General features: G+C 41.7%; 23 protein-coding genes. 14 read left to right on the top strand and 9 right to left on the bottom strand.

Features of this window, described 5'->3' with window-relative positions:
- Positions 1-647: 647 nt before the first annotated feature.
- From FQ082_RS11720 to FQ082_RS11705, 4 genes are all read left to right on the top strand, one after another.
- A complete protein-coding gene (locus FQ082_RS11720) occupies positions 648-1,685 on the top strand; it encodes a polyprenyl synthetase family protein (protein WP_149493217.1) in 1,038 nt (345 codons plus the stop codon).
- Positions 1,686-1,756: 71 nt separating this feature from the next.
- Positions 1,757-2,575 carry a DUF72 domain-containing protein gene (locus tag FQ082_RS11715; RefSeq protein ID WP_149493216.1) on the top strand — a complete coding sequence of 273 codons (819 nt, stop codon included), beginning with the start codon at positions 1,757-1,759 and terminating at the stop codon, positions 2,573-2,575.
- Positions 2,576-2,638: 63 nt separating this feature from the next.
- On the top strand, positions 2,639-3,529 hold the full coding sequence (locus FQ082_RS11710) for a hypothetical protein (protein ID WP_149493215.1): 891 nt from the start codon (positions 2,639-2,641) through the stop codon (positions 3,527-3,529).
- Entirely contained in the window at positions 3,519-4,121 is a 603-nt protein-coding gene (locus tag FQ082_RS11705; protein WP_149493214.1) for a hypothetical protein, read from the top strand. Before FQ082_RS11710 ends, FQ082_RS11705 begins: the two co-directional genes overlap by 11 nt.
- Before the next feature lie 85 nt (positions 4,122-4,206).
- On the opposite strand, the gene FQ082_RS11700 is transcribed toward FQ082_RS11705, so the two are convergent.
- Positions 4,207-4,836, bottom strand: coding sequence for a superoxide dismutase (locus FQ082_RS11700; RefSeq protein WP_149493213.1), 630 nt, complete (start codon positions 4,834-4,836; stop codon positions 4,207-4,209).
- A gap of 457 nt (positions 4,837-5,293) precedes the next feature.
- On the opposite strand from FQ082_RS11700, the gene rdgB reads away from it, so the two are divergent.
- The 5 genes from rdgB to FQ082_RS11675 all read left to right on the top strand — a co-directional run bounded on the left by rdgB (position 5,294) and on the right by FQ082_RS11675 (position 11,683).
- Positions 5,294-5,947 (top strand): RdgB/HAM1 family non-canonical purine NTP pyrophosphatase, encoded by a 654-nt coding sequence (gene rdgB, locus FQ082_RS11695; protein WP_149493212.1) that lies wholly within the window; start codon positions 5,294-5,296, stop codon positions 5,945-5,947.
- A 446-nt stretch (positions 5,948-6,393) separates the two neighbouring features.
- Complete coding sequence (gene tig / locus FQ082_RS11690; RefSeq protein WP_011514543.1) at positions 6,394-7,737, top strand: trigger factor; 1,344 nt, start codon at positions 6,394-6,396, stop codon at positions 7,735-7,737.
- A 407-nt stretch (positions 7,738-8,144) separates the two neighbouring features.
- A complete protein-coding gene (gene clpP / locus FQ082_RS11685) occupies positions 8,145-8,840 on the top strand; it encodes an ATP-dependent Clp endopeptidase proteolytic subunit ClpP (protein ID WP_133104853.1) in 696 nt (231 codons plus the stop codon).
- 133 nt (positions 8,841-8,973) lie between these two features.
- Positions 8,974-10,248 carry an ATP-dependent protease ATP-binding subunit ClpX gene (gene clpX, locus FQ082_RS11680; protein WP_020444354.1) on the top strand — a complete coding sequence of 425 codons (1,275 nt, stop codon included), beginning with the start codon at positions 8,974-8,976 and terminating at the stop codon, positions 10,246-10,248.
- A gap of 451 nt (positions 10,249-10,699) precedes the next feature.
- Entirely contained in the window at positions 10,700-11,683 is a 984-nt protein-coding gene (locus FQ082_RS11675; RefSeq protein ID WP_149493211.1) for a c-type cytochrome, read from the top strand.
- A 128-nt stretch (positions 11,684-11,811) separates the two neighbouring features.
- Here the strand turns inward: FQ082_RS11675 and FQ082_RS11670 are convergent, their stop codons facing one another.
- The 3 genes from FQ082_RS11670 to argS form a co-directional block, all read right to left on the bottom strand.
- Positions 11,812-12,906: a PTS transporter subunit IIC gene (locus tag FQ082_RS11670; protein WP_149493210.1), complete on the bottom strand. Its 1,095-nt coding sequence runs from the start codon at positions 12,904-12,906 to the stop codon at positions 11,812-11,814.
- Between the two features lie 145 nt (positions 12,907-13,051).
- Positions 13,052-13,843 carry an SPOR domain-containing protein gene (locus FQ082_RS11665; RefSeq protein ID WP_149493209.1) on the bottom strand — a complete coding sequence of 264 codons (792 nt, stop codon included), beginning with the start codon at positions 13,841-13,843 and terminating at the stop codon, positions 13,052-13,054.
- 66 nt (positions 13,844-13,909) lie between these two features.
- Complete coding sequence (gene argS, locus FQ082_RS11660; protein ID WP_149493208.1) at positions 13,910-15,739, bottom strand: arginine--tRNA ligase; 1,830 nt, start codon at positions 15,737-15,739, stop codon at positions 13,910-13,912.
- Between the two features lie 415 nt (positions 15,740-16,154).
- On the opposite strand from argS, the gene FQ082_RS11655 reads away from it, so the two are divergent.
- Complete coding sequence (locus FQ082_RS11655) at positions 16,155-16,373, top strand: DUF2788 domain-containing protein (protein ID WP_020444359.1); 219 nt, start codon at positions 16,155-16,157, stop codon at positions 16,371-16,373.
- Positions 16,374-16,402: 29 nt separating this feature from the next.
- Here FQ082_RS11655 and cmoB read toward each other — a convergent pair whose 3' ends face one another.
- Positions 16,403-17,491 (bottom strand): tRNA 5-methoxyuridine(34)/uridine 5-oxyacetic acid(34) synthase CmoB, encoded by a 1,089-nt coding sequence (gene cmoB / locus FQ082_RS11650; protein WP_149493207.1) that lies wholly within the window; start codon positions 17,489-17,491, stop codon positions 16,403-16,405.
- A gap of 60 nt (positions 17,492-17,551) precedes the next feature.
- Complete coding sequence (gene cmoA / locus FQ082_RS11645) at positions 17,552-18,340, bottom strand: carboxy-S-adenosyl-L-methionine synthase CmoA (RefSeq protein WP_149493206.1); 789 nt, start codon at positions 18,338-18,340, stop codon at positions 17,552-17,554.
- Between the two features lie 232 nt (positions 18,341-18,572).
- On the opposite strand from cmoA, the gene msrA reads away from it, so the two are divergent.
- From msrA to FQ082_RS11625, 4 genes are all read left to right on the top strand, one after another.
- The gene (gene msrA / locus FQ082_RS11640; RefSeq protein WP_149493205.1) at positions 18,573-19,094 is read left to right on the top strand and encodes a peptide-methionine (S)-S-oxide reductase MsrA; all 522 of its coding nucleotides are present in this window, start codon (positions 18,573-18,575) and stop codon (positions 19,092-19,094) included.
- Between the two features lie 216 nt (positions 19,095-19,310).
- Positions 19,311-19,970: a thiopurine S-methyltransferase gene (gene tmpT / locus FQ082_RS11635; protein ID WP_149493204.1), complete on the top strand. Its 660-nt coding sequence runs from the start codon at positions 19,311-19,313 to the stop codon at positions 19,968-19,970.
- A gap of 12 nt (positions 19,971-19,982) precedes the next feature.
- Positions 19,983-20,696: a DUF1499 domain-containing protein gene (locus tag FQ082_RS11630; protein ID WP_149493203.1), complete on the top strand. Its 714-nt coding sequence runs from the start codon at positions 19,983-19,985 to the stop codon at positions 20,694-20,696.
- A gap of 268 nt (positions 20,697-20,964) precedes the next feature.
- On the top strand, positions 20,965-22,437 hold the full coding sequence (locus FQ082_RS11625; RefSeq protein WP_149493202.1) for a lytic murein transglycosylase: 1,473 nt from the start codon (positions 20,965-20,967) through the stop codon (positions 22,435-22,437).
- A gap of 112 nt (positions 22,438-22,549) precedes the next feature.
- Here the strand turns inward: FQ082_RS11625 and FQ082_RS11620 are convergent, their stop codons facing one another.
- The 3 genes from FQ082_RS11620 to murI all read right to left on the bottom strand — a co-directional run bounded on the left by FQ082_RS11620 (position 22,550) and on the right by murI (position 25,284).
- Positions 22,550-22,849: a hypothetical protein gene (locus FQ082_RS11620; protein WP_011514557.1), complete on the bottom strand. Its 300-nt coding sequence runs from the start codon at positions 22,847-22,849 to the stop codon at positions 22,550-22,552.
- A gap of 204 nt (positions 22,850-23,053) precedes the next feature.
- Positions 23,054-24,082, bottom strand: a complete 1,029-nt coding sequence (locus FQ082_RS11615) for a DUF4062 domain-containing protein (protein ID WP_262498217.1) — start codon at positions 24,080-24,082, stop codon at positions 23,054-23,056.
- A gap of 200 nt (positions 24,083-24,282) precedes the next feature.
- Complete coding sequence (gene murI / locus FQ082_RS11610; RefSeq protein WP_149493200.1) at positions 24,283-25,284, bottom strand: glutamate racemase; 1,002 nt, start codon at positions 25,282-25,284, stop codon at positions 24,283-24,285.
- Positions 25,285-25,359: the final 75 nt, after the last annotated feature.

The raw sequence follows: 25,359 nt of genomic DNA, 5'->3' as shown, positions 1-25,359 counted from the left end.
ATAGCACCGCTAACCTGCCCTTTCATCCTAATCAACAATAATGACGTCATTGTGATAATGGTGATAAAAGTGAGCCAAATTGAACGGTGAAGATATCTTTATTATCTAGCGCTTATGCTTGTACCTTTATAGCTATGTACTTATATTATATTACTACTATTGTAGCTATTGACTGAGATTTGGTTTTATAGTCGTTTTTCGATTGATAAATGGTGTAAAAACTCAATTATCAATCGCTAGACCAATTTCACGCCAATTAGTGTAGGGGATTATGCCCCCGACTGTCACAAGCTAATACCATACTCGCAAGTCACTCTTAAATCCACAGCAGCCCTTTACCTGACTAGCAATCTGCCTTAAGTGATTGTTTGTATACTGGAATTAGACCGTGGTGATTAACCTTTAAATGCAGCCTCTTATCAAAACATATTTAACTACTAAGTTAAATCGCCAATGCGTAACGAGGGCTTGTTGCATTATTTCATACCGCTTTTCATATTAAGCTTTCTATTTTTGATCTCAAACCTTCTATTTTTAATATACAACTTTAAAAAATACATTAGGGATTATGCATGTGGCATAAGGAATATAATCTATCATGTTACACTAACGATATTTTTATTATTCACCTGATAGAAGGTTGGGTTATGTCTGTTTCTTCTACGTCGAGCGTTGTTCCTATTAGCTTTATCCCTTTTAATAGTACAGAGCAGTTTCACCATGAGGTGCGCGCGCAATTAGCTAAAGATATCGAAGTGTTATTTGATTATGCTGAGCTGCCAAGCCCGCTGCTTGACGCTTGCCGCTATGTAATGACAGGTACAGGGAAATTGGTACGTCCACTACTGGTTGCCAGCGCTTTTTCCAGCACTTATAACCATAATGACACAATCGTCGATAAAGACAATGCCTTGGCATCTTTGTTAGAAAACGACTCCGATTATGATATGTGCCGCCGTGCAGCGTTGGCAGTGGAGCTGCTGCATACTTATTCGCTGGTGCATGATGACTTGCCATGTATGGACGATGACGAGCTGCGCCGTGGTCAGCCAACTGCTCATATCGTCTTTGAAGAATCGACCGCCCTACTCGCAGGTGACGTATTACAGACGCTAGCCTTTGAAGTATTGACTGCGGAGCTGCCAACCTTTGCGCCTTTTGATTCCGCTATCGCAAGCCAGCTTATCGCTATATTTGCCCCGCGTGCACGGCGCATGGTATCGGGTCAAATGCTTGATCTCAATGCCGAAGCCACCACTGGGATTTCGCAAAACGATTTAGAAGCCATTCACCGTGATAAAACCGGCGCATTAATTGAAGCGGCGATGTTGATGGGCGGTATCTGTGCTGGCGCGACGGTTCCGCAGCGCATGGCTCTACAAGAGTATGCACAGCATATCGGTCTCGCCTTTCAAGTTCAGGACGATATTCTAGACGTAACGACCTCTACTGATACGCTTGGTAAACCTGCCGGCAGTGATGAAAAGTTAGACAAATCTACCTATGTAAAATTGATGGGTGTCAATAATGCGACCAGCTATGCGCAATCGCTATTTGATGACGGGCGTGCTGCCATCATTCGCGAAATGAGTAATGGTGATTTGAACAGTAGCACCGACAACATTGACACAGACAATGACGCGCTATTGGCACTGATTGAGTGGCTATGGTCGCGTAAAAAGTAGCTTGGCAAATAACCGAAGACAAAAGATATCGTAGCAAACTTTATTACCGAAAACGGCAGTGAGTGATCAACATGGACAGTGCCCCTACTCCGCGTATTTACCTCGGTACTGGCGGTTATAGCGATACCGATTTACTCGGTACGCTGTATCCAACGGGTACCAAAAAGACAGACTTCTTACGTGAATATGCCAAGCAATATGGCGCGGTAGAGATTAATAGCACTTTTTACGCACCTATTGGACAAAAAGCCTTTGCTGGTATGGTCGATAAAGCCTATGTGCAAGCAGACAGTGAATTGAAGTTCGCGGTTAAGCTGCATCAAGACTTTACTCATGCGCGTAAGGGCACTAGCGATCACGCGCAAGCGTTTTTAAATGCGCTATCCCCGCTTATCGAAGCCAATGCTCTAGCGCCATTATTATTACAATTCCCGCACGGCTTTGATCGTACCCGTGAGCATCGTCTCTATCTGGCAAATCTGGTCAGTTGGTTTAAAGACTACCCACTCGCTATTGAGTTTCGTCATAACGGCTGGCATACCCCGCAAGTGGTCGATAGTTTTGTCAAACAAGGCTTGATTTGGTGTAGTGTTGATTATCCCAAAGTCAGCGGTCTACCGCCATCAAGGCTGATATTTACCGAGCGCACTGGTTACCTGCGTATGCATGGCAATAATCTAAACTGGTGGGATGCGATGAGTGCGGCTGACCGTCATGATTATCGTTATAGCGAGGCGGAAATGCAGGATTGGGCGCAAGCAATTGCCAATCAGCGTCAGCATTTTGATACGCTATATATCTTCTTTCAAAACACCGTCAATGCGCATGCTTATTATAATATTGCGATGCTCAGAGAGGCGTTGGGTAGGTTTGGGTTTGAGGTGTTATAGTACTTAAAAACAATGATATAGAAATTAGAATCATTAACCAAGCATTTGAGGCTAAATATAACAATGGATCCAGATTTAATATTAACTTTCCCTAAAGCGCATAGACGAACATTCGTAGCACTATTAATAGCTCTATTCACAATTATATTAATATTTGACTGGAAAGTAAGCGAACTATCTTTTTTAGAGGCTTCTCTAGGGTATGTTAGATCAATTGCTGCAGCAATTCTTACAACTCTATTTTTACTATGGGTTATTTCATCTTTTATTCCTCGCCGTATAAAAGGCGCAGGATTAATGGAAATAGAGGCTGCAAAAATTACGAAAGAGTTCGATGAGCTACTTAATTCTGCTACAAGGTGGCGTTATAAAGGAAATTTTGGGCGTTATATGCGTGGGAAAGTATTACCCACCTTAGCCGACAAACAAAATTGCCATATTAGTGCTTGTATCATCGACCCTACTGATAAAGAATTATGTGAGAAACACGCACATTATCGCAGTCAGATAAATTCTATAGATAAAGGAAAAAAGTATGATACTGATGAAGTTGTATTACAAGTTCTCGTGACGATTGTAGTTTGCGCTTGGTATTCTATAAATAAAAGAGGAACCATTGAACTTTATCTGTCTAAATCATTTGATCCGGTTCGAATTGATTCCAACGATGATGCAATGATTTTAACTGTAGAAGACAGACGTAGCCCTGCCTTAAAAGTAACAAAAGATCATTTCTCATACACGCACTTTGAAATGTCTATGGAGTTTACTAGAGAGCAAGGAAGAAAAGTTAATTTAGGAGGTGCTAGACACGGTATAGAGTTGTCTCTGCTTGAAAGTGAGGATATAGTAAACATACTAAATAAAGCAGGCATGTCGGAGCTTTGTCAAAGAATTACACCACAAAAGATACTTCAAACTTGTATTGTTTTGGAAAATCCTTATGCAAATTAATTTTTCAGAATTATTGAAATTCATTTCTCAAAACATTGATGCTTTTTCGTCGAATCTCATTCCACTTTGGCATCCATTAGGATTTGTTTCTTGTGTAATTGAAGATATACCTTCAAATAATACTATACGCTTGCACTATTGGCCTAAAAGGATAAGAAGAGTAAAAAACCCAGACTGGCCTATACACACGCATTCTTATACGTTGAACAGCTTAATTCTCAAAGGTAAAGTAAGAGACTTACAGTATCGTACTGTTTCAGGAATAGGCAAATGGATCTATTTAGTGAATTATTTTGAAGGTGGATCTGAAATCATCAGGACTAAAGATGAAATTCAAGTAATTATCGAATCTGATGAAATAAGATGCTGTGGAGAACAGTATCGAGTCCCGCGTGGCACATTTCATCAAACGCAAGTACCGATTAACGAATCTGCTATTACTATAGTTATATTAAGTAATTATAGTGAAGAACCTCCAAAGGTCTTAGGCGATTGTAAGCTATCAAAAAAATATCCTTATGACCGTATCCCATTCGATCAAATTCATTTTTGGAATGAAGTAAGAGAAGCTTTAAATCACCATTTGAGCTAAAATAATATATTTAGACAAACTCAAACCAAAAAAAAGGACGCCTCTCAGCGTCCTTTTTTCAAATCAAATACTTAGTGGTTAAAGATTACTCTTCAACACCAGCATCTTGACCTTTATATTTAGCATTTGCGTAGTCCCAGTTCACTAGCTTGTCTAGGAACGTGTCGACGTAATCAGGACGACGGTTACGATAATCGATGTAGTAAGCATGTTCCCATACATCACAAGTCAATACCGCGATTTGGTCATGTGCAAGTGGTGTATCAGCGTTAGCTGTTTTGGCGATAGATAATTTGCCACCGACTTTATCAGCGACTAGCCATGCCCAACCTGAACCAAACTGAGTCAATGCTGCATTTTTGAACTCTTCACGGAATTTGTCATAGCTACCGAAGTCTTCTTCGATTTTAGCTTTTAGATCGCCAGTAGGTTCGCCGCCGCCGTTCGTTGGCGTCATGCAGTTCCAATAGAACGTGTGGTTCCATACTTGGGCTGCTTGGTTAAACATACCTTGCTTGCTGTCATTTTTAGCTGTTGCTAAGATGATTTCTGACAACGTTTTGTCTTCTAGACCAGAACCTGGTAGCAATTCGTTAAGCTTAGTCACGTATGCATTGTGATGCTTATCATGATGGAACTCTAAAGTTTCAGCACTGATGTGCGGCTCTAAAGCATCTTTTGCATATGGTAGGTCTGGTAAAGTAATCTTTGACATAGTTATTTTATCCTTGCTGTTTTAGCTGTTATTTTATGGAAACTGAATTTTACGCTATTTTTAACACGCAAAAAACCCTATAAAGTAGCTGGCTAAATTGGCTGAGTTTATTGTTTAAAATGAATTTTATCGATTAATACATTGTATTGCTGAACACAGTATCACGTATTATTATGAATCCAAAATTAACTATTATTCTTTTCTTGCTCTTGGCTCAAAAGCCAAACACTTGACTTTGTCAGCCTTTATTAACCAAATATTCACAAGCTATAAGATATAATTCACTGTAGCTTGGCAACTATTATAGCAATAGTGGCGACAAATATCAGTTACCAAATGTTATGCAAAGCGCAATCAGTATTGCTTGCGAACAGCAAACAAAAAAATTATAAAAATAGCACCTTAATATGAATCACTATTTTTTATTTAGACTTAATTACATGACGGAATATTAACTATGAGTGCTACCAGTACATTGCGACCCTTGAGCCAATCTACATCTCACAAGCAATGGGTACTCGCCAGCAATAATAAAGGCAAGCTTTCTGAGTTCACAAGATTGTTTGCCGAAGCAGATTTGGATGTGACGATTGTCCCTCAAGGTCAGCTCGATATCGACGATGCAATTGAAGATGGCTTGAGTTTTATCGAAAATGCCATTATAAAAGCCCGTCATGCTAGCCGTATTAGTGGATTGCCTGCGATTGCCGACGATTCTGGACTTTGTGTGCCAGTATTGGGTAATGCACCCGGTATTTATTCGGCGCGCTATGCCGGTGAGCATGGTAACGATAGTAAGAATAATGAAAAGCTTATCGCTGACTTGCAGCCTATCCGCGCAGCGCAGCCTGATACTGCTATTAAGGGCATGTTCGTTTGCGTACTAGCGATGGTGCGTCATGCTGATGACTCGCTACCGATTATCGCGCAAGGTTTATGGCACGGTGAGATTTTAGAGTTGCCACATGGTGATGGTGGCTTTGGTTATGATCCACTGTTCTGGTTACCAGAGCTGCAGGCGACGGCGGCAAGCCTCAGCGCTGCGGATAAAAATAGCATCAGCCATCGCGGTCAGGCGATCAAGCAGTTACTGGTGCAATTGCCCTTATAAGACGCTTATCTCTTGTGGTTATCCAATTTGATGCCATTTAATCCTCACATCAGTAAATCAGGCGTAGACATACAAGACGTACTTTAAATGAGATGACTGATATAGTAAATTGATACCGCGTAAACGACAAAACAGATAATTTTTACTTTAATAAACAGATAGATTATACTGTTCTACTTTTAAAATTTTGTTGAAAGCCGTTAATTGTCTGTATTATTCGCCAAAAAGCGTTATTATGCGACCTATTGACGGTTTATTATTGATATTTGATAGTATCGACTAAGATTAAACATGTCGTTTTTCAGAGCCAGCAGCGATTGCTAAAGGCATTGATTTGAGAATGACTTGCTATCACTATCCCCTATTTATTCCAACGGCAACCAGTCGTAAACGCCCGTATTTTGAGGCATGGTTGTCTATTATTTAATCCTAAAGGTGTAATGATCATGGCTACAGATTTACAAGTCACAACCAACAAGCTATCTAACAAAGAAACTCAGTTAACGGTTAAAGTACCCGTTGAAAAGATTCAAAATAAAGTTGAAGGCCGTATTCGCCAAGTAGCGAAAACTGCCAAGATTGACGGTTTCCGTAAAGGTAACGTGCCTATGTCACATATCCGTTCACAGTACGGTGCTGGCATTCAACAAGAAGTGATCAACGACGTCATCCGTGATACCGTTTTTGAAGCGATCAAATCTGAAGACATCCGCGCCGTTGGCATGCCGAATATCGACGACGTAAAACTTGAAGACGATTTCTTGGTTTATCAAGCCACTGTTGAAATCTTCCCAGAAGTTGATGTACAAGGTATCAATGAGATCGAAGTTGAGCGTCATACAGCCAAAGTTGATGAAGCTGATGTTGACACCATGATCGAAAACCTACAAAAACAACGTGAAGAATTCGTTGAGAAAAAAGGTAAAGCGGACAAAGGCAATCAAGTCACTTTTGACTTTGAAGGCTCTATCGATGGCGAGAAGTTCGAAGGCGGTTCTGCTGAAGACTTCAAATTGGTTATCGGTAGCAATCAGATGATTCCTGGCTTTGAAGCAGGCATCAAAGGCATGAAAGCTGGTGAAGAAAAAACCATCGACGTGACTTTCCCAGAAGATTATCAAGCTGAAAACTTAGCGGGTAAAGAAGCTCAGTTCAAAATCAACGTAAAATTGGTTGAAAAATCTAAGCTTCCAGAAATTGACGATGCATTCCTTGAGCTATTCGGTGTCAAAGAAGGCGGCGTTGAGAAGTTAAAAGACGACGTTCGCAAAAACATGGAACGCGAAATCAAAAATGCTGCTCGTAGCCAAGTAAAGCAAGCAACATTTGACGCTTTGTTAGAAAAGAACGAGTTTGACGTACCTAATGCTATGCTAGAGCAAGAAATCGAGCGTCAACGCAACATGATGATGCAACGTTTTTCTCAGCAATTCGGTGCGAATGCTGATAGCTTCGATAAAGATATGCTACCAAATGAGTTATTTGAAGAGCAAGCACTACGTGCGGCACGTCTTGGCATCATCGTTGCTCGCGTTATCGATACCAAAGGCTTAGAAGTTGACCAAGCTCGCGTTGAGACGTTCATCAAAGAAGCGGCTGAAAACTACGAAGATCCAAGTGAGGTAATCGAGTACTACACCACTGATAAGCAACAGCGCGCGAACATTGAGTCTGTAGTACTAGAAGACCAAGTGGTTGATTATCTAATCGAGCAAGGTAAAGTAACTGACAAAGAAGTTAGCTACCAAGACCTATTAGCTGCTCAGCAACAACAGCAGCAAGCAATGTAATCTAGCTAAATCTTTGCCATTAACTGGTACTGACTGCTAAGATTGCTCTAAAAATGCCCTGACAAATTTGTTAGGGCATTTTTATTGGTGGCTTATATGCTATCTTTATGGATAGATTATAGACAGCACCCTTGATAAGTACGCACAAACGCCCTATTAATAGGAAGTCATTTATCATTTGTCACATTAAAAAGTTACTATTACTCTGATAAAAAAGTTACCATTAGCTCAATTATTTTAAGCTAATAGCCTTTATTACCGCTATTTATCAACTATTGATGCGATACCCGTCTCATTTAGCGTAATAGGTTTTATTATAAACCGACAATGTTTACAATGATAAACACCAATAAAAATTTAACGATTTTCTACTTTTTATCTTCTATCTTTATAAACAGGATATTTTTATGACAGATTATGATCGCATCACTGCCAACCCGCATTTTGATATGCTGATGAGCGCACACACTACTGCCCAGAGCGCACAGTATAGTCAAAGCGCAACCCAAGCAGCATTAGTTCCTATGGTAGTTGAGCAATCAGCTCGCGGCGAACGCTCGTTTGATATTTTCTCGCGTCTACTACGTGAGCGCGTTATCTTTTTGACCGGTCAAGTCGAAGACCATATGGCCAATCTTATTGTGGCGCAGCTGCTATTTTTGGAAGCCGAAAATCCTGATAAAGACATTCATTTATATATCAACTCACCAGGCGGCTCGGTCAGTGCTGGTTTGGCCATTTTTGATACGATGAACTTTATCAAACCTGAAGTATCAACCATCTGTATGGGCGGTGCTTATAGCATGGGCTCATTCCTGCTGGCTGCTGGTGAAAAAGGCAAACGCTATGCCCTAGCCAATGCTCGCGTCATGATTCATCAACCTTCAGGCGGCGCACAAGGTCAAGCAACGGATATCGAAATCAATGCACGTGAAATCCTAAAAACTCGTGCGCGCTTAAACGAGATTTTGGCTGAGCGTACGGGTCAGCCAGTAGACAAAATTGAAAAAGATGTTGAGCGTGATTATTGGTTAGATGCTAAAGAAGCCAAAGAATATGGTCTGATCGATGAAGTATTAGAGCGTCGCCCTGCTTCTTTATAATAGCCAGTCTATGAGCAGCTGTATCGATGTAGCTAGTAGCGCTGCTTATGCTTAAGTGCTCTATATTAGGCACTTAAGCATTGATACACACATCAGAATATTTATAAGTATAAAATTTTAGGAGTGCCTGTATATGGCAGAAGATAACACCCCGCAGTGCTCGTTTTGCGGCAAAGAAAAAAGTGAAGTGAAGCAGCTGATTGCCGCTGACGATGCCAATATCTGTAATGAATGTATTGAGCTATGTACAGACCTTATCGCCGACAGTGACGAACATGGTGATGACGATAGCGATATTGATACCTCTTGGGTCAATAAAAAACTGCCAACACCAAAAGAATTGCGCGCCAAGCTTGATGAATACGTCATCGGTCAGGATGCTGCTAAGAAAGCTTTGGCTGTTGCCGTTTATAACCATTACAAACGCCTAAAGGTCAGCCAAACTTTAGCCAATGATAGCAAAAAAGCTAAAATTGGCGCTGATGATGCAATGGTAGAATTGGCAAAGAGTAATATTTTGCTGATTGGTCCAACAGGTTCTGGTAAGACTTTACTTGCGCAAACGCTAGCACGTCTACTTGATGTTCCTTTTGCGATGGCGGATGCCACGACTTTGACCGAAGCCGGTTATGTCGGTGAAGACGTTGAAAACATCGTACAAAAGCTATTACAAGCATCAGATTATGATGTTAGTAAAGCGGAGCAAGGCATCATCTATATTGATGAGATTGATAAAATCAGCAAAAAAGGTGATAACCCTTCTATCACGCGTGATGTGTCGGGTGAAGGCGTACAGCAAGCATTGCTAAAACTTATCGAAGGTACGGTCGCGGCTATTCCGCCACACGGTGGTCGTAAGCATCCGCAGCAAGAGTTGATCCAAGTCGATACCAGCAATATTTTGATTATCGTTGGCGGTGCGTTTGCCGGTCTTGATAAAGTCATTCAGCAGCGTACTGAAAAGACAGGCATTGGCTTTAATGCTGATGTCAGCTCAAAAGATGATAGTCGTCGTAGCTCAGAACTACTGCAACAAGTAGAGCCTGAAGATTTGATCAAGTTTGGACTTATTCCGGAGCTTATCGGTCGTCTTCCAGTACTTGCTGCGCTTACAGAGCTAGACGAAGATGCATTGGTTCAGATTTTGACGGAACCTAAAAACGCCTTGGTGAAGCAGTATAAGTATCTGTTTGATATGGAAGGCGCTGACATTACGTTTACCAAAGAAGCGCTTGATGCGATTGCTAAAAAAGCGATGGCACGCAAAACCGGTGCTCGTGGACTGCGCTCTATCGTTGAAAATGCTCTGTTAGAGACGATGTATGAGCTGCCTTCTATGAAGGATGCTAAGACTGTACTCGTTGATGAGCAAGTGATTAACGAAGGCAAGACGCCTGAAATTGCTTAACTGTTAACTTGCTACATCACTCGTTTTAATTAGCGAAAAGTTAGCTAAAATTTAAAAAAAGCGCTCAAACATGATTTATGTTTGAGCGCTTTTTTATGCTAAATACAAGAACTTCAGTTCAAAAGAAGCAACGAAACACTGATATTATGGCTTCTGTTTTCAATTTTAAAACACTTTACGTATTTGTATTTGATACACTAATGTTACTAGCAACCTACCGCTTCATTCTTTGTTATATTTCAAGCGCTAGAGTTAAGCTGCTGAGCAACTAAGATTGCCTCAAAGACTCGATATTACGTGTTATTTTTATGCTGTTCTAAAGATTATCCTTATTTTTACTGCTCTTAGCCTTTTACTGACACAAAATATCGAGTTGGTTTTACCATTATGGCACCTAAACTAGCATATAAATTTAAATTTCTATATTACTTTTTAAAATAAGGATATTCCTATGAAAACGCTCCCATATCCTAAGCGCTCCGTTTTGATAGCCACTATGTTTGCCATTAGTGCTGTCGGTATTACTGGTTGTAGCGATCACACTGAAACCAAAGCCGTTGACCGTGTCGAAGAAGCGGCAGCATTGGCACGAGTAAAAGATCTCGAAGCACGCGCTGAAGCGATCAAAAGTAACATGCCAGCTGCCAATGACATAACTGCGACCGCAGGTGGCACTGATACGGCAAGTGGCAATCCTACTATTAAGATGCCTGATGAATCTACGATTCCAGATGATGAGTTTGGTGCCGCTGTGCGTCGCGGCTTACAAATTGCCAATCACACTTATAAAGAGATGCCAAATAACGTTGGTAATCAGCTGAACTGTACCAGCTGTCACCTTGGCAATGGTTCAGAGGCTTATGCTGCGCCTTGGAACAATATGCCCAGTGTCTATCCTATCTATCGTACGCGCGCAGGTCGTGTCAATACGATACAAGAACGTATTAACGGCTGTTTTGAGCGTTCGATGAACGGTAAGGCACTTGATCTGGGTTCAGATGATATGAACGCGATGGTGGCTTACATGAGCTGGTTGTCACAAGACATGCCTTTTGGCGTATCGCCTGAAGGTCGCGGTTTTGTCAAAGTGGATAAAAACCTCGAGCCAAACACTGACAATGGCGAAAAGCTATTTGCAGAGAAGTGTAGCGTTTGTCATGGTGCCACTGGTGAAGGTCAGTATAACGACGATAGCACTTACGTTTATCCTGCTGTCGCTGGTGAAAAGTCCTTTAATGATGGTGCTGGTATGGCACGTACCTATACGGCTGCGGCATTTATCAAAGGCAAAATGCCCTTTGGTCAAGGCAATACGTTAACTGACCAAGAAGCCGTCGATATTGCTGCTTACTTTACTCACTTGCCACGTCCGGTAAAAGCCAATAAAGACAAAGATTGGCCAAAGGGCGACGCTCCTAAAGATGTACGTCGCTAATTTAAAAATGTTATAAATGCTAGAAGAATGAAAAGCCCAGCTACCTTAGATAACTGGGCTTTTCGATTTTCCTGAGTTCTTCCTCAAATCTTACTTTTTAAGGAATGCTTTTTATTTTTTAATGAATGTTAAGGCAGTTTCATATCGCCATCGACCAACCAACCAAATCGGCGCATCATATAAGCCACCAGTCCAGCAATCACAGCGGGCAATATAAACATCAATAAAATAATCGCCGTCCATAATTGACCAGTACTCATAATCTCTTTTGACGCTTCAATCACGCCAAATACGCCAACCAGTCCTGCAGTTCCCATACCTGCGCCTGTAGCCGTACATGCTAGCTCAAAGCCGACGGTCGCTATCGGACCGACGATAGCACTTGCTATAACAGCCGGTAATAAAATAATGGGTTTTCTGAGCACATTGGGGATTTGTAGCATGCTAGTGCCCAAACCCTGAGACACCACCCCACTTATGCCGTTGTCCTTAAAGCTGGCGACGGCAAAGCCAATCATATGCGCTGCACAACCGACTACCGCTGCCCCGCCTGCGACCCCGCCAAGACCAATTGCAATGCAAATGGCCGCACTCGATGTCGGCATCGTTAGCAATATACCGACGACGACAGCGATTACGATTCCCATTAATAATGGCTGTAAAGTAGTTGCCGCTTGAATCCCTTGACCAATGGCATTGACCGCAGCAACAACAGGAGGATTGAGCAGCGCACATACGGCTAATGCCACCGCGCAGACCAGTAAAGGTACCAGTAGAATATCAAGCTTGGTCTTGCCTGCAACCCATGTACCAGCGCGATAGGCAAAAACTGACGCCAAATATGCACCGATTGGATTACCCGGTAGCGCAGCAAAGGTGGCCGGACCTGCTTCTTGAGCGATAAACAAATTCCCTGCCATTAATGCTTCAGAGTGAGCGCCCAACATACCAGCGACCAAACAGCTAAGCATTACCAAAGTTGGCGCTTTTAGATAATAAGCAATGCCGACACCGATGCCCGCGCCCATTAACACAGATGCCAATTTTCCGACAGCAATCATTGTTGGAAGATTTAGCCAACCACCGATTTGCGAGATGATAAGACCCGCTATTAAGGTGACAAAAAGCCCCAATGCCATACCAGTAAATGCATCGATAAAGTATTTTTGAAAAAATGCTTTAAAAGGACTGTGCGTGGTTACTGCTGAATTAGATACCGTCATAGCGATACTCTCGGTTAGTGTGGCAATAAAAAATTTCAATATAGTGGGTTAAGCTTAGAAAAAATACGCCGCTATTAGCAAAAAAAACGTATAAAAAAAGCGCCACTGTGACGCTTTTTTTCTAAACAATCAAATCAATCTAAAACTAACGACGTTGTTCAACGATAATAGAATCAATCCCGTTATTTTGCAGGCGCTGCTGAGCAGTAGCAACGGCTTGACGACTATTCATTGGGCGTGAGATCACCTGATAGATAGGCAAGCCATTACCAGTAGTGTTTTTAACGACTTTCGCATCAACACCTGCCATCAGTACTTGCGCACGGCGACGGTCGGCTTCATCAGCATCACCAAAACTGTTAATTTGTAAGATATACGTAGCAGCAGGCTTAGCAGCTTGAATGCTTGCATTGCCAGCATTGGGTTTGTTTGCATTAGTACCCGGATTGCTTGTCGCTGGCGTACCATCGTAGGTCGCATCTTCTTCAATAATAACGATATCATCATTACCAGTAGCTGCGCCAGCATTTGGCGAACTGGTTGTACCTTCAGAAATACTACCCGTACCATCATTAGCACTAGGCACATTACTGTCAGTTTGATTGACAATCACATCCGGTTCAAAATCAATGATTTCACCCAGCTGGTCATTGTCGGTCTTGTCAAATTCTTCATCAGGGACGGTTGCCATTTCTTGATTGGGTAAAATATCATAGAATTCATAATCACCATTGTCAGCATCAGGATCCACTCGTTGCTGTATTTGCTTATTAGGATCTCCAGCCGTATCAGCGGGACTAAAATTAAACCATGGTGATAAGTATAAGAACACCCCAATCATCAGTGTCAACACTGCGCCAACGAACATCCATAATAAGCCTGACGCACTACTTGTTTTGCGCTTTTCAGTGGCACCTCTTGGTTTTTTGGCTAACATGGATCGCATTCTCCCTACTGAATCTATCTGTCATTATTGAATTATTACTGTCAGTTGCCAGCTTTATTACATGCTAGACGGTGCAGACAGCCCTAATAAACCAAGCCCGTTACTGATAACTTGACGTACTGCTTTAGATAAGCGTAAACGAGCTTGCATCATCGCCATCTCATCTGCGCTTGGTGTCTCACCTGAAGTCAGGCTCACAGGCAAGATACGATTGCTGTCGTACCAACCATGGAATAACGCTGCCAACTCTTTAAGGTAATTAGTCAAGATGTGCGGCTCATAACCTGTCGCTGAGCGCATCAAGGTAGCAGGATAAGCGGCAAGCAGCTTAATCAACTCCTCTTCACTTGGTGCAACAAGTAATTCTTGCTGCGCCGCACCTATCGCATCATCCACACTTAAACCGCTGGCTTGTAGTTTTTCTAACACACGGCAAACGCGGGCATGTGCATATTGAATGTAATAAACTAAGTTGTCTTTACTTTGCGATTTCGCAAGCTCTAAGTCAAAATCAACATGTACTTCGGGCTTACGCGCGACGTAATAGAAACGCGCTGCATCATTGCCAACCTCGTGACGTAGCTCACGTAAGGTCACAAATTTACCAGAGCGTGATGACATTTGTACTTTTTCATTACCGCGCCATAATGCGACAAACTGTACCAACACCACATCTAAACGGTCGGCATCGATACCAAGCGCCAATAAAGCCGCTTTTACGCGCGGTACATAACCATGATGGTCGGCACCCCAAACGTTCACTACTTTGTCAAAACCGCGATCGAATTTATTTTTATGATAGGCGATATCAGAGGCAAAGTAGGTGCTTTGACCATTAGCGCGGCGTACCACACGGTCTTTTTCATCACCAAAGTCGGTCGATTTAAACCAGATATTGCCCTCTTTTTCGTAGAGATAGCCTTTGTCTTCTAAAAGCTGCAGTACCGGCTCAATCTCGCTATCGATTGATTTTTCGCTAAACCAGCACTCATAGTTTACGCCAAAATCATTCAGATCATCTTTGATATCTGCCAAAATACTATTTAAGGCTGCATTTAGAAAAAGCTCATAACCATTACCAAGTAAAGCTTTACTATTAGTAATTAGACCATCGATATGGGCTTCTTTATCACCTGATAGCAGTACTTTTTCGCCATCGGCATTTATTTCGAACTGCGCATCTTCTGGCACGTTCTCGGCAATATCTGCGAAACGATGTACGTAAGTATCAGCATGCTGCGTCTTTAATGTCTGAGCAATATCACTGACATAGTCGCCTTGATAGCCGTTGACGGGGAAGGTGACCGTCTCACCATTGGTTTCTAGATAGCGCAAATAAGTACTGGTCGCTAAGATATCCATCTGGCGACCGGCATCATTGACATAGTACTCACGCGTGACATCATAGCCAATCGCCTCAAGCAAGTTTGATACGCTCATACCAAATGCAGCGCCGCGACCGTGACCAACGTGTAAGCTAGAAGTTGGGTTAGCAGAGACAAATTCGACCTGTATTTTTTGTCCGTCAAACTGCTTGCTTAAGCCAAAGCCATCTTGCAAATTGAAGATATCATCTAACACGGCAAACTTGGCTTCAGTATTCAAAAACACATTAATAAACCCTGGACCCGCGATTTCTATTTGGCGGATATCTTGATTCTCAGGCAATGCATTGACGATTTTTTCAGCCACTTGGCGCGGATTGGCTTTGGCAGCTTTGGCCGCAGTTAGGGCAATATTGCTGGCAAAATCACCATGGCTGGTATCTTTAGTACGCGTAATTTGGCTATTATTTTGCCAATCAGCCGGTAATTCGCCGTCATTTTTTAGGACTGCAATCGCACTGTCAAACAGTGAGGTAAGCGTATCGATTTGGGCTTGTGACATAGGACTATAAACTCGGATAAATAAACAATAAAAGTGGTGGAATATAAAATACGATAAAAAGATAAGTAACCTGCAAATATAACAACCTTTACCTGCTATTGCACTATTTGGACCAAAAATAGCGATAAAATGCTATTTATAGCAAGGTGCTAGGGTTTATTTGACGTTTAAGGGTTATTATAATTGGCAGATGGCTCATAGGTCAGAGTTATTGTAGCGTTCCTGTTTCCCAAGGTTGATGAAACATTCATACCTAGCCTATTCCACGTTATAATAACGCCATTTATTGGCTACTTTCTCTAGATATCGTGACGCTTAAATATTTATTCAACTATTTGTAAGTATTTCATTAAAAAGCAATAAAGTAACGAACAGAGAACGTGGTACTTTATGACTTCGTATATAGGATAAAATTATGTTTGCCATTGCTGCCAGTACCGTTACCAGTTGGGGGCTTTACATCTTATTGCCCATTTTTATTGCCTTTTTATTCTTTATCATTTGGGACTTATCAAAACAGTCTGGTGCTGGTCGTGCTGGTACATTTTGGATGTTTTTGGCACTTGGTGCTGGTTTTATCGGTTTTATCTTAAAAATATTGTTAGAAATGGCATTTACACGGTGGTTTATCTAAAAAGCATTGAAGATTTACTGCTTTGCCAATTATTTTTTGGCAATTAGAGTAGCACGCATCGGCGCAGGATAGCCTTCAAGAGTTTTGCTAGCATCATTAGGATCTAAAAAATCTGCTAACGAATGATAGGTCATCCATTCCGTTTTACGCTGTTCTTCCGTCGAGGTGACTGCCACATCGACGCAGCGCACCTCAGTAAAACCAGCTTTCTCTAACCAGCCTATTAATGCGGCAACCGAAGGTAAAAAGTACACATTATTCATTTGAGCATAGCGGTCATGCGGTACCAGTACCGTATTGGCATCGCCTTCTATTACCAAGGTTTCAAGTACCAGCTCACCGCCTTTAACCAACTGCCCTTTAAGCTGTTGCAAGTGCTCAAAAGGTGACTGACGGTGGTACAGCACACCCATGCTAAACACGGTATCAAACAGCTGGCTATTATCCGGTAATGCTTCAAGCGGCACTGGAATATAATGAGTTCGATAACGCCCTGTACCATAAGCATTAGTATGAGCATCTGCGCTACCTACAAAGTGCCGAATCGCCATAAACTGATGATAAAACAAGCACGATGGGTCAATGATGATGACCGTATCGGCGCCTGCCCCTGCCATACGCCAACCATGATAACCAGAACCACCGCCTACATCTAAGACGCGGCGACCTTTTAAAGGACTCAAATGCGGTGCGACTCGTTGCCATTTCCAATCACTGTGCCATTCGGTATCAATCAATATTGGCGCGGCTTGTTTATCTTCATTCTGACCACTATCAATTTGATTTTCGAGCTGACCACCAATTTGAAAAGGCCCTTTGCGCCACGGCATCAGCTGCTTTAATAATGCCATTGTTTGTTTGCGCTGAGACTCACTAAGATTTGCCTCAATCGTCAAGACATCACTGTTCAGATCGACATTATTGACAGTTATATTCGGTAAACGCGCAACCGATGCTTGATAGGCAGGCGCATGCGCGTAATTGGCCTTGTCCTTGATATCATTTAACCATGTTGGCAAGTGCGTAAGCCATTCATAAGCACTTGGCTGCTGTTGCGCTAGTTCTAGCAGGGTTAAATACAGTTCACGTTCGGCGTGGGTAATAGTGTCGTTAAGCATAAAAGCGGATTACTCTGTTGATCAAAAGATAGGATAAAAAAGGTTCTAACAATGTAGCCGTTATTTAAATGCCACAATAGAGACAAAGTTTAAAAATTGAAACCATGTCAGATGACGCTGAAAACCTACTTGCGCCAATCGTGCATGATGCTCATCTAAAGTATCCGTAATAAGGACGTTTTCTAGTGCATTTCGTTTGCCGCTGATTTCCATTTCGGTATAGCCATTGGCGCGTTTAAAATCGTAATAACGTTCAACCAACCACGCATCATACTGCTCATCAAAAGCATGAGTCTTTTCGGTCAATATCAATATACCGCCTTCGCTGAGTGCCGCATAAATCTTTTCTAACACCGCCACTCTACCGGCAGCCGGTAAAAACTGTAAGGTTAAATTCAAAATCACCATATCACATGGCTCAAGCTCAATATCGCGAATATCCGCAGTGATGACCTCTATGTCATGCTCAGGATAATTATCATTCAGTAAGGTAGTCGCTTCAGTGGTCATCGCAGGTGAAATATCAATCGCTTTAATTTGCAAATCTTGCGGCTCAAACTCGCCAGCCAAGGTCATACTTGCAGCACCTAGTGAACAACCCAAATCATAAATACGGCTCACACGCTGACCACTATCACTCTGTTGGCGATATTTACAATGACGACGAGCAAATATGGGTAACATCGCCAATACCTGACCATAACCGGGAACACTGCGTCGAATCATATCCGGAAAACAAGCCACCACTTGCTCATCAAATGAAAAGCGCGCTGCTTTATCTAGTGGCGTGGTGAATAAGGTGTCATGTTTAACAGTGGTAGGCTGAGATTGGCTCATAGTGTGACTCATTCTTTGGTAATTAAACTAAACTTTAACGTGTGTAATCATCTTGACTGATGCTATCAATAATAAGCAGCTGATAATAACGAGCTTTTTAACGTAGCAAAAGCCCATTATAACATTACTATTTGTTACTTATCGCAGGCAACTGCACTGTTAAGCTAAATGTATATCGCCAAGCAAAATAGATTTGTAAAACATGCTTGGCTCATATTTTATAATGATAAGAATAGGAAGAATTATGCAAACCATTATATTAGGCGGTGGCTGTTTTTGGTGCACCGAATCAGTATTTTTATCCGTAAAAGGCGTACAGTCTGTAATATCAGGTTATATGGGCGGCGATTCGGTATCAGCCAACTATGAAGCAGTCTGCGGTGGGGATACTGGTCACGTTGAAGTGATTAAAGTCGAATTTGACGAATCGATTGTCCCATTAGAAGTGATACTTGATGTCTTCTTTGCCACTCATGATCCCACCACAATGGATCGTCAGGGTAATGATGTAGGTAGCCAATATCGTAGCGTCGTGTTCTACACTGATGAAACGCAAAAACCGACCATCGATCGTACCATTAACAAGCTGCGTGACATGGGTATAAATGTGGTGACCGAAGTACATCCTGCGGTTGAATTTTATCAAGCAGAAGAGACACATCAAGACTTTTTTAATCGCAACCCAGGACAGGCTTACTGCAACTTTGCCATACCACCAAAACTTGCCAAACTGCGTAAAGAGTTCAGTCAATATATGGTGAGCTAAGCATCACATTGCCTAACAATTTATTCGTTTCAGACATGTCTTAATTTATTATTTAATAAAAGCCAAATGCTTATAATATAAGTATTTGGCTTTTTTAATTCTTGATAATTTTATTGGAGTTAATGACTTTGACAATATCAAGCGACAAGTTATGATAATGCATCGACTGTAAAAAATAACTGATAATAGAAATTCTTATAACTGAAGGCTAAAGCAATGAATCCAGAATTTTGGCAAGCACGCTGGAAGGAAAAACGCATCGGCTTTAATCAGCCTAAGGTGAATCCTTTATTGATTAAATACTTTTCAGATTTAAAAATGGCCATCGGAAGCCGTATATTTATTCCTTTATGTGGCAAATCTATTGATATGATTTGGCTAGCCAATCAAGGTTTTGATATGGTCGGCGTGGAATTGGTTGAGTCAGCGGTACAGGAATTTTTTGCTGAAAATAATATCTCTTACACGATAAAAGCGTATGATAAAAATTCAAATATTAAATGCTATCAAGGGCAGTTATCAGGACAAACAATAGCGTTATGGGTTGCAGATATATTTATGCTAAGTACTAATGATGTTGGTCGCGTTGATGCGGTCTACGATCGAGCAGCATTAATTGCGATGCCAGCAGAGTTGCGCCCGCAATATAGCCAGCAAGTCATCGACCTCAGTCAAAACGCTCCTCAGTTATTACTGACACTCAATTACGACCAAAATGAGCGAGCAGGACCGCCCTTTTCAATCAGTCATGAGCAAATCCAGCAGTATTATAGCGCTCACTATCAAATTCAAGAGCTTGAGGGCAAACCATCGACTTTGAACGCTGCACCTGAGATGGCGGTGACAGAGCATGTTTGGTTGTTGAATAAACCATAAGCGAGAAATCTAATGAAAATTTTAGTGAGTTTCGTAAGTCTTATTGCTTTCTTATTAGTCGTATTGACAGGCCCTCTTTATAAGTATGACATCATTGAATTAGATACGGTGTTTACAGGATTTAAATATGGCATATTGACTGCTGTTGCAGCGCTTGTGTTGCTCGTATTACAAGTTATATTTAAGCGAAATACACTAACGCTTGCCAATGTGGTAGTCACCATTGCGTTATCCGCCGTTGCTCTCGGATTACCACTTAGTATGCTGAGTAAGGGCAAAACCGTAGCGCCTATTCATGATATTTCAACTGACTTAATCAACCCACCTGAGTTTGTCGCTATTGCTCCGCTACGGGCTGACGCACCCAATCCAGTCGCTTATGCTGGTGAAGCAACTGCCGAGCAACAACGTCAAGGCTATCCGGAACTAAAAACGCTAGTCTATTCACAATCAAAAGCTGAATTGGTGAACGCTGCCGAACAAGTTGCTAAAAATTTAGGTTGGGAGCTTGTCAATATCGATGCTAATAAAGGTATTGTTGAAGCAACAGATACTACGGCGTGGTTTGGTTTTAAAGATGATGTCGTTGTACGTATCAATGATAATGGTAGCGAGCGTCTGGTTGATATCCGTAGTAAATCGCGGGTTGGCGGTAGCGATTTGGGTAAAAACGCAGCACGTATTCATGATTTTATTGAGGAGTTGGATATCATATTAGCGAAATAGCTTTGTAAAACACCTGTAAAATTAATCACCCACATTAAAACCAAAGACTTTCCTAAAATTATGTAATGCTATAATTTTCTAAAACCCTATCCTAACCTCACGCCAACGTCAGCTTATAGTAACCGAGTGCTACGATACCTTTTCTTTACTATTGAGATTGGTTACTCTAAGTAAAATCGACTTTTAATCGCTTTGTTTTACTTTCTAATAACTAATTTCTAGTAACTGTTTTTTTTAACAGCTACTTCGACGCTTATAGGATATTTTTATGCGCTTGAATCACTTATCCACCTTATCTTTATTGACGGCAGCGATTGGCTTAAGTCTTGCCAGCACCGCTCAAGCTGCCAAGCCAGACGCACCAAATTTGTCTAATGCTCAGTTTCAGCAGTGTCTAGATGGTCTAAAAAACTCTAGCAAATTTCGTGATGTTGATAGCTATACCTTTAATAACTATCGTCCCAGTGAGCCTGACCCTAGTGTTATTCAATCGCTAAACTATCAACCTGAATTTCAAAAAGACGTTTGGGATTATTTGTCATCACTTGTTGATACCGAACGCGTAGAAGATGGTATCCGTGCCAAGCGTCAATGGGCGAATACGTTACGTAAAATTGAATCGCGCTATGGCGTTAAAGCCGAGCACGTATTAGGCGTTTGGGGTGTGGAGTCTAACTTTGGGCAGACATTGGGAAAAAAACCTTTGTTTGAATCTTTAGCGACCCTATCTTGCTTTGATCGCCGCCAAAGCTATTTCCAAGGCGAATATGCCAATGCACTAAAAATCGTACAAAATGGTGATATTGCGCCAAGCGATATGACAGGTTCATGGGCAGGCGCGTTTGGTCAGACGCAATTTATGCCAAGTACATTTTTAGAGTTGGCAGTCGACTTCGATGGCGATGGTCGCCGCGACTTGGTCAATAGCGTTCCCGATGCCCTTGCCTCTACGGCAAACTTCTTAGATAAACGTGGCTACCGTTCAGGCGAAGCATGGGGTTATGAGGTAAAACTGCCAAGTGGATTTTGGGCAGCGTCCAACCGTAAAGATAAAAAATCGATGAGCCACTGGCGCAATCAAGGTTTAACCCTTGCTAATGGCAGCCCGCTTCCTTCTGACTTGAGTAGTGCTGGATTATTATTACCAGCAGGTCCTGACGGCCCTGCATTCTTAGTCGGTAAAAACTTTGATACGTTCTATTCTTATAACGCCTCAGAAAGCTATGCACTGGCGATTGCCCATTTATCAGATTTGATTACTCGCGAGAGTAGCAGTAAAACTGACTTTATCACGGCATGGCCAACTGACGATCCTGGTATAGGTCGTCAAGAATCCAGAGCGATTCAGCAAGCATTATTAAATGCAGGATATGATATCGGCGCCGTCGATGGCATTATCGGTGATAATACTCGTACTGCTATCCAGCAGTACCAGTCTAGTCGTGGCATTTTTCCAGCTGATGGACGTGCAGGGCAGAAATTCTATCGTGCCATCGTTGGTAATACGGCGCCTAATACTTCGCAATACGGCAATCCATATAACCAGCCAACAAACAGTCGTCCTTTAAACCCCGCGTCTGCTGATCGTATGGGACAATTAATTCAACAGCAAAATACCGCACCTAATAGCTACTCGCAGCCTACAGCGATCAGCCCATCAAACTCAAGCACAACGCGATATCGCCGTGTAACGGGTGCTGATGGTACTATAAAACTGGTACGTATTGATGAAGGCTCTTGATTAGGTAATGTCTTTTAAGTATTAATAAAAATAAAAAGCCACGCTAATTAGCATGGCTTTTTGATCATGTCAGTTCTGACACAGTTTATATGATATATCTAATTTTTAGACATTAAACGATAGGCGGTGGATTCGGTTTACCATTGTCACCATCCCAGTTTTCACGAGCTTTATCATCTAAATCTGCCGGCGTCTTAGGCTCCCATTTGCCATTTTCTTTCCACGTGGCATCACCCCAATCTGCATCCTCTTCCTTTCTATCCAATTCCTTATAGACTTTGGTCGGATCGATACCGCGGCGCTTCATATCTGCTACTTGCTCTTCTAATGTATGAAACTGACTTGCCTCATGCATGGTTTGCTCTAAGCTATCCAACTCACTTTTTAACGCATCATTTTTAGCATTACTCATTATTTGCTCTCCTTAATCGCTCAGTATTATTATGTGTTCATCTTGATCATTATTACGAGTATCAAAGGGATTCACAACGAGTGCCACGTATACTTTGTATTACAAAACGTAGCCATCAGCAAAAACGTGTTAGTGAATCATGATTTGTATGAGGTTCTAAGATTGGTAGCAAAGATAATGACTGATAATAGCGAAGGCGATAATTTAGCTAGTGGCGGTTGATATAGCAGGATTTTCTATCGATGGATTTTTTGCATCAAGTAAACTTTTTGCATAAAAAGTCAGCTTCCAAAGCTCCTGTGTGACCCGTGTTCCATAGGTAGTTAGCTGTATCCAATTAGCCGCAACCAATTGCCGCTGTAGATGATTGAGATCGTCTTGAGAGATTTGACAACGTGCCACAGCATGGACATTTGGCATCTCGCGCTTGATATCGATCTCAGCTCGCGCAGCGATTAAGCGGTTGATACCACTTTGTAGACCATAGCTTGAAAAAGTAGCTGGCATTTTTATCAGAGTGATTAATACGTCTTGCCATGACAATACCATTGGTCTTGTCACATCGGTTAAATTACCACCCTCATAAGCTTGGGCTTTATAGTGAATCTCAAAGGTCTCTGTCAATACGATTGGCTTACTGACATTATCGTCCATACTCTGACTAGGGACGACAGTAGTCTCTTGCCCTGTCACTCTATTATTTGTCAAAGTAGCCGCTAGAGTCTCAGATGCTGAAGGTTTGTTAGTCTTCATCGCCTCTTCATCAACCCTGATCCATCCCGCAGCTATATTATGGCTAGCAACCATTTTGTAATAGGCTTGGATAAGCAATTGCTCGATGTCGTTTTCTGTCTCGTAATAATAAATCTTATCCGTTTTTGACGTTACTGCAGTGGTAAATTCTTGCAACTGTCTACTGATATTGGCGCCGTTATGATGTTTCTTTATTAGTATCAGTAAAGGTTTGAGCTTCGCTTTAGCATTGAGATAGCTCAAATGCATTTGACTAACACCGTTATTTTGCGTCGTACCGTAGCTATCGCCAATGACCATCAAAGCATAATCACAAGCATCAATACACTGACGCCCATATAACGAAGCTTTGGGTAATCTACTGGAAGCATCATAGGTTAAAAAGGCACGGCCTTGAAAAAATATCGCAATACTATCCAATACCAATAACTGGTCGTTATCAGCACATACAATATGAATATGGTAGCGACGGTTTGGCACGATCACCTCTAATCTCTATTAGCTGGTCGAAAAAGATAAGTTCTCAGAAAAATTATAACAATAAGCAATTAAAATATTCTGTTTGGTAAATACAAGCCTAGCATAATATTGCTAGAATACGTTTACTTTATTTCCAATTCCATTAATATACTACGGAATTATAACAGCTGTATCGAGATTAATCCTAGGAGCCCCTAAGCCTAATACTCAAAATGAGGATGGTATTGTAAATGCGTTTGCTCGCCAAGTAAGCGTGATAGCAGCAAATCCATCTGTTTATCGTATTTGGTCGCATAAAATATCAACGGTGGCTTAATCTGATTGTCACTCAAACTGGCATCTAAAACACCATTTCTATCTAATCCATCTGTAGGCAATGCTGACAAATTATTGGCGATCAACAATTGCTTAACGCGCTCCGCAATTGCTTGACCTGAATCAACCACTTGCATTGATAGTTTTTGCGCTTCAATTGCTTGCATCACAAAATCTTTAAAGAATGGATAATGAGTACAGCCTAATACCAGCTGGTCTACCCCATCCTTTGCAAACACTTGCAACTGTCCACGAAGATTTTGCGCCGTTTCACTGTTTTCCGGCATACCTGATTCTACCCAAGGCACCAGTTGCGGGTCAAAATATTTGGTCACTCTGGTTGCACTTGGACTGGCTATCGTAGCAATGACATCGTTCAGGAGTTTACCGTTTAGAGTCGCTTTGGTTGCTAGTACCGCCACATGACCACTTTTACTGGCCAATACCGCAGGTTTCAATGCTGGTACCAAACCCACAATGGGTAGCTGCGGATAATGGCACCTTGCTGTCTGCAACGCATAGGCTGAAGCACTATTACACGCAATGACAATAAGCTTGCAGCCTTGCTGATATAGCCACTCTACTGCCGTCAATGTTAATGTTTTAATATCATCACTATCTCGATTGCCATAAGGCACATTCAGGGTATCAGCATAGTAAATATAGCGTTCATTGGGCAGTTGCTGGGCTAAATGTAGATAAACAGACAAGCCACCAATACCGGAATCAAATAAGCCAATGGGCGCGCTACGGTCTGGATCTGCCTTTATCCCTTTATTATGATTGTATATCACACTATCGACCATCGCTTCTTCAGCAGTGTTATTATCAGAAATTATTAAGTAAGTATTAACTGTGTTAGTAACAGCACTTGCGGCAGCTTTCATATTATTTCACCGCCATTTTGATAAAAATACCGTCATACCGACCCTATTAATAAATTTAACCAATATTACTTTCGA

Source organism: Psychrobacter sp. ANT_H56B (assembly GCF_008369245.1).
Lineage (GTDB): Bacteria > Pseudomonadota > Gammaproteobacteria > Pseudomonadales > Moraxellaceae > Psychrobacter > Psychrobacter cryohalolentis.
Note: the sequence above shows the minus strand (reverse complement) of the source record. Positions and strands in the feature narration are given on the sequence as shown.